The 1879-nt window shown below is 40.8% G+C and carries 2 protein-coding genes; both read left to right on the plus strand.

All coding sequences use genetic code 11. From position 1 onward, the window contains the following. The first annotated feature begins 229 nt into the window (after window positions 1–229). The gene (locus tag IQ264_RS32325; RefSeq protein WP_193986845.1) at window positions 230–961 is read left to right on the plus strand and encodes a DsbA family protein; all 732 of its coding nucleotides are present in this window, start codon (window positions 230–232) and stop codon (window positions 959–961) included. Window positions 962–1033: 72 nt separating this feature from the next. After that, window positions 1034–1867: an alpha/beta fold hydrolase gene (locus IQ264_RS32330; protein WP_193986848.1), complete on the plus strand. Its 834-nt coding sequence runs from the start codon at window positions 1034–1036 to the stop codon at window positions 1865–1867. Window positions 1868–1879 lie beyond the last annotated feature (12 nt).

Consider the following 1879-nt stretch of genomic DNA (forward strand, 5'->3'; position numbering starts at 1 on the left):
TTAATAATAGAATTAAGCTCATTATTCGACAAAGCTATGGCTTTAAAAGCTTTGAATCTTTGCGAGAAAAGCTGTTAGCTTGTTTATTTAAATAAGATTTACTTATCCCCACAGGTACGGGAGAGCCGAAAAACTGGGTTTTTTTGACAAGTGCGATCGGACTTTTGGCAATTATGCGATCGCGATTAAAATAAAAATATCAGCATCTCACTAAATCTAGAGGTAATTTATGCCAATAATCAGAGTATTCCTCTTGCTACTCACTTTAACATTCTTCCTTTGGACATCACCCGTCCAAGCAGCTACTAGAATTACCCCACAATTAGAAGAACAAGTTTTACAAATTATTCGCCAACATCCCGAAGCAATTGTTGAATCTGTACAAGCATACCAACAAAAGATTCAAAATCAATTAGTGCAGGCGCAACAGGCATTTGTCCAACAAATGAAAACCAATCCTGATGGGATAATTGGTCAATCTCCAATTACAGGATCGCCTGCTAAAAAGATTATTTTAGTGGAGTTTTCTGACTTTCAATGTCCCTATTGTGCAGAAGCACACAAAACCATTAAACAATTCATGGCAAAACATCAGGATGAAGTCACTTTAGTTTACAAAAATTTCCCTTTATCTAACATTCATCCAGAAGCTTTACCAGCAGCAAAAGCAGCTTGGGCAGCTGGACAACAAGGTAAATTTTGGCAATATCATGATGCTTTATTTACTCAGCAAAAGCAACTTGGCGAAGAGTTATATTTGGAAACTGCCAAAAATTTGAACTTGGACTTGGAGAAGTTTAATAGCGATCGCCAAACCGCCGAAAAATCCATCACCGAAGATATGATTTTAGGCGAAAGCGTCGGTATTTCCGGCACTCCCTTTTTCATCATGAATGGTGCAACATTTTCCGGCGCAGTTCAATTATCAGACGTGGAAGATGTTTTAGCCCGTGTTAAATAATTAATCATCCCTTGGTCATTAGTCATTGGTTAGGGGAAAAATATTACAAATGACCAATGACAAATAACAAATATGCAACTCAACGTGAACATTCAAGGCAAAGGATTTCCCATTCTTTGCTTACACGGACATCCTGGTTCAAGTAACAGTATGTCCGTTTTTACCAAACATCTTTCCCAACGTTTTCAAACCATCGCCCCTGACTTGCGTGGATACGGTCAAAGTCGCTGCGAGGGCAATTTTGTCATGCAAGACCATTTAACCGACTTAGAAAGCCTGCTAGACCGCTTACAAATTCAGCGTTGCCTAGTATTGGGGTGGTCGTTAGGAGGAATTCTTGCCTTAGAATTAGCAATGAGAAACCCCGAAAAAGTCAGCGGATTAATTTTAATTGCCACCGCTGCCCGTCCTCGTGGTAGTCATCCGCCTATTAGTTGGCAAGATAACCTTTACACGGGATTAGCGGCGATCGTAAATCAATTACAACCGGGTTGGCAATGGAATATTGAAACTTTCGGGAAAAAATCCCTGTTTCGTTACCTGATTCAACAACATACTCCAGCCACTTACAACTTTATTGCCACAGAAGCCGTTGCAGCTTACTTACGAACATCATCTGCTGCTACACGCGCTTTAACTACAGCGATTAGAACAGGTTATAACCGACTCGAAGACCTCTCACAAATTCAATGTCCGGCTTTAATAATGGCAGGATCGGACGATCGCCATATCACCCCAGAATCAAGTTTAGAAACAGTACAGCATTTGCAAAACTCCCAATGGCAATGCTATCCCAACACCGCCCATCTTTTTCCTTGGGAAATTCCAGAACAAGTAATTAAAGATATCGATCGTTGGATTGCAGAACATCCCACAGTAGTAGCAGGTGGAGAGATGGGGAGGTAGGGAGGTGGGGAG

Source organism: [Phormidium] sp. LEGE 05292 (assembly GCF_015207735.1).
Lineage (GTDB): Bacteria > Cyanobacteriota > Cyanobacteriia > Cyanobacteriales > Aerosakkonemataceae > Floridanema.

Excerpts from the sequence above, each read along its gene's own strand:
- IQ264_RS32325 (WP_193986845.1), top strand. The coding sequence starts at position 230 with ATGCCAATAATCAGAGTATTCCTCTTGCTACTCACTTTAACATTCTTC.
- IQ264_RS32330 (WP_193986848.1), top strand. The coding sequence starts at position 1,034 with ATGCAACTCAACGTGAACATTCAAGGCAAAGGATTTCCCATTCTTTGC.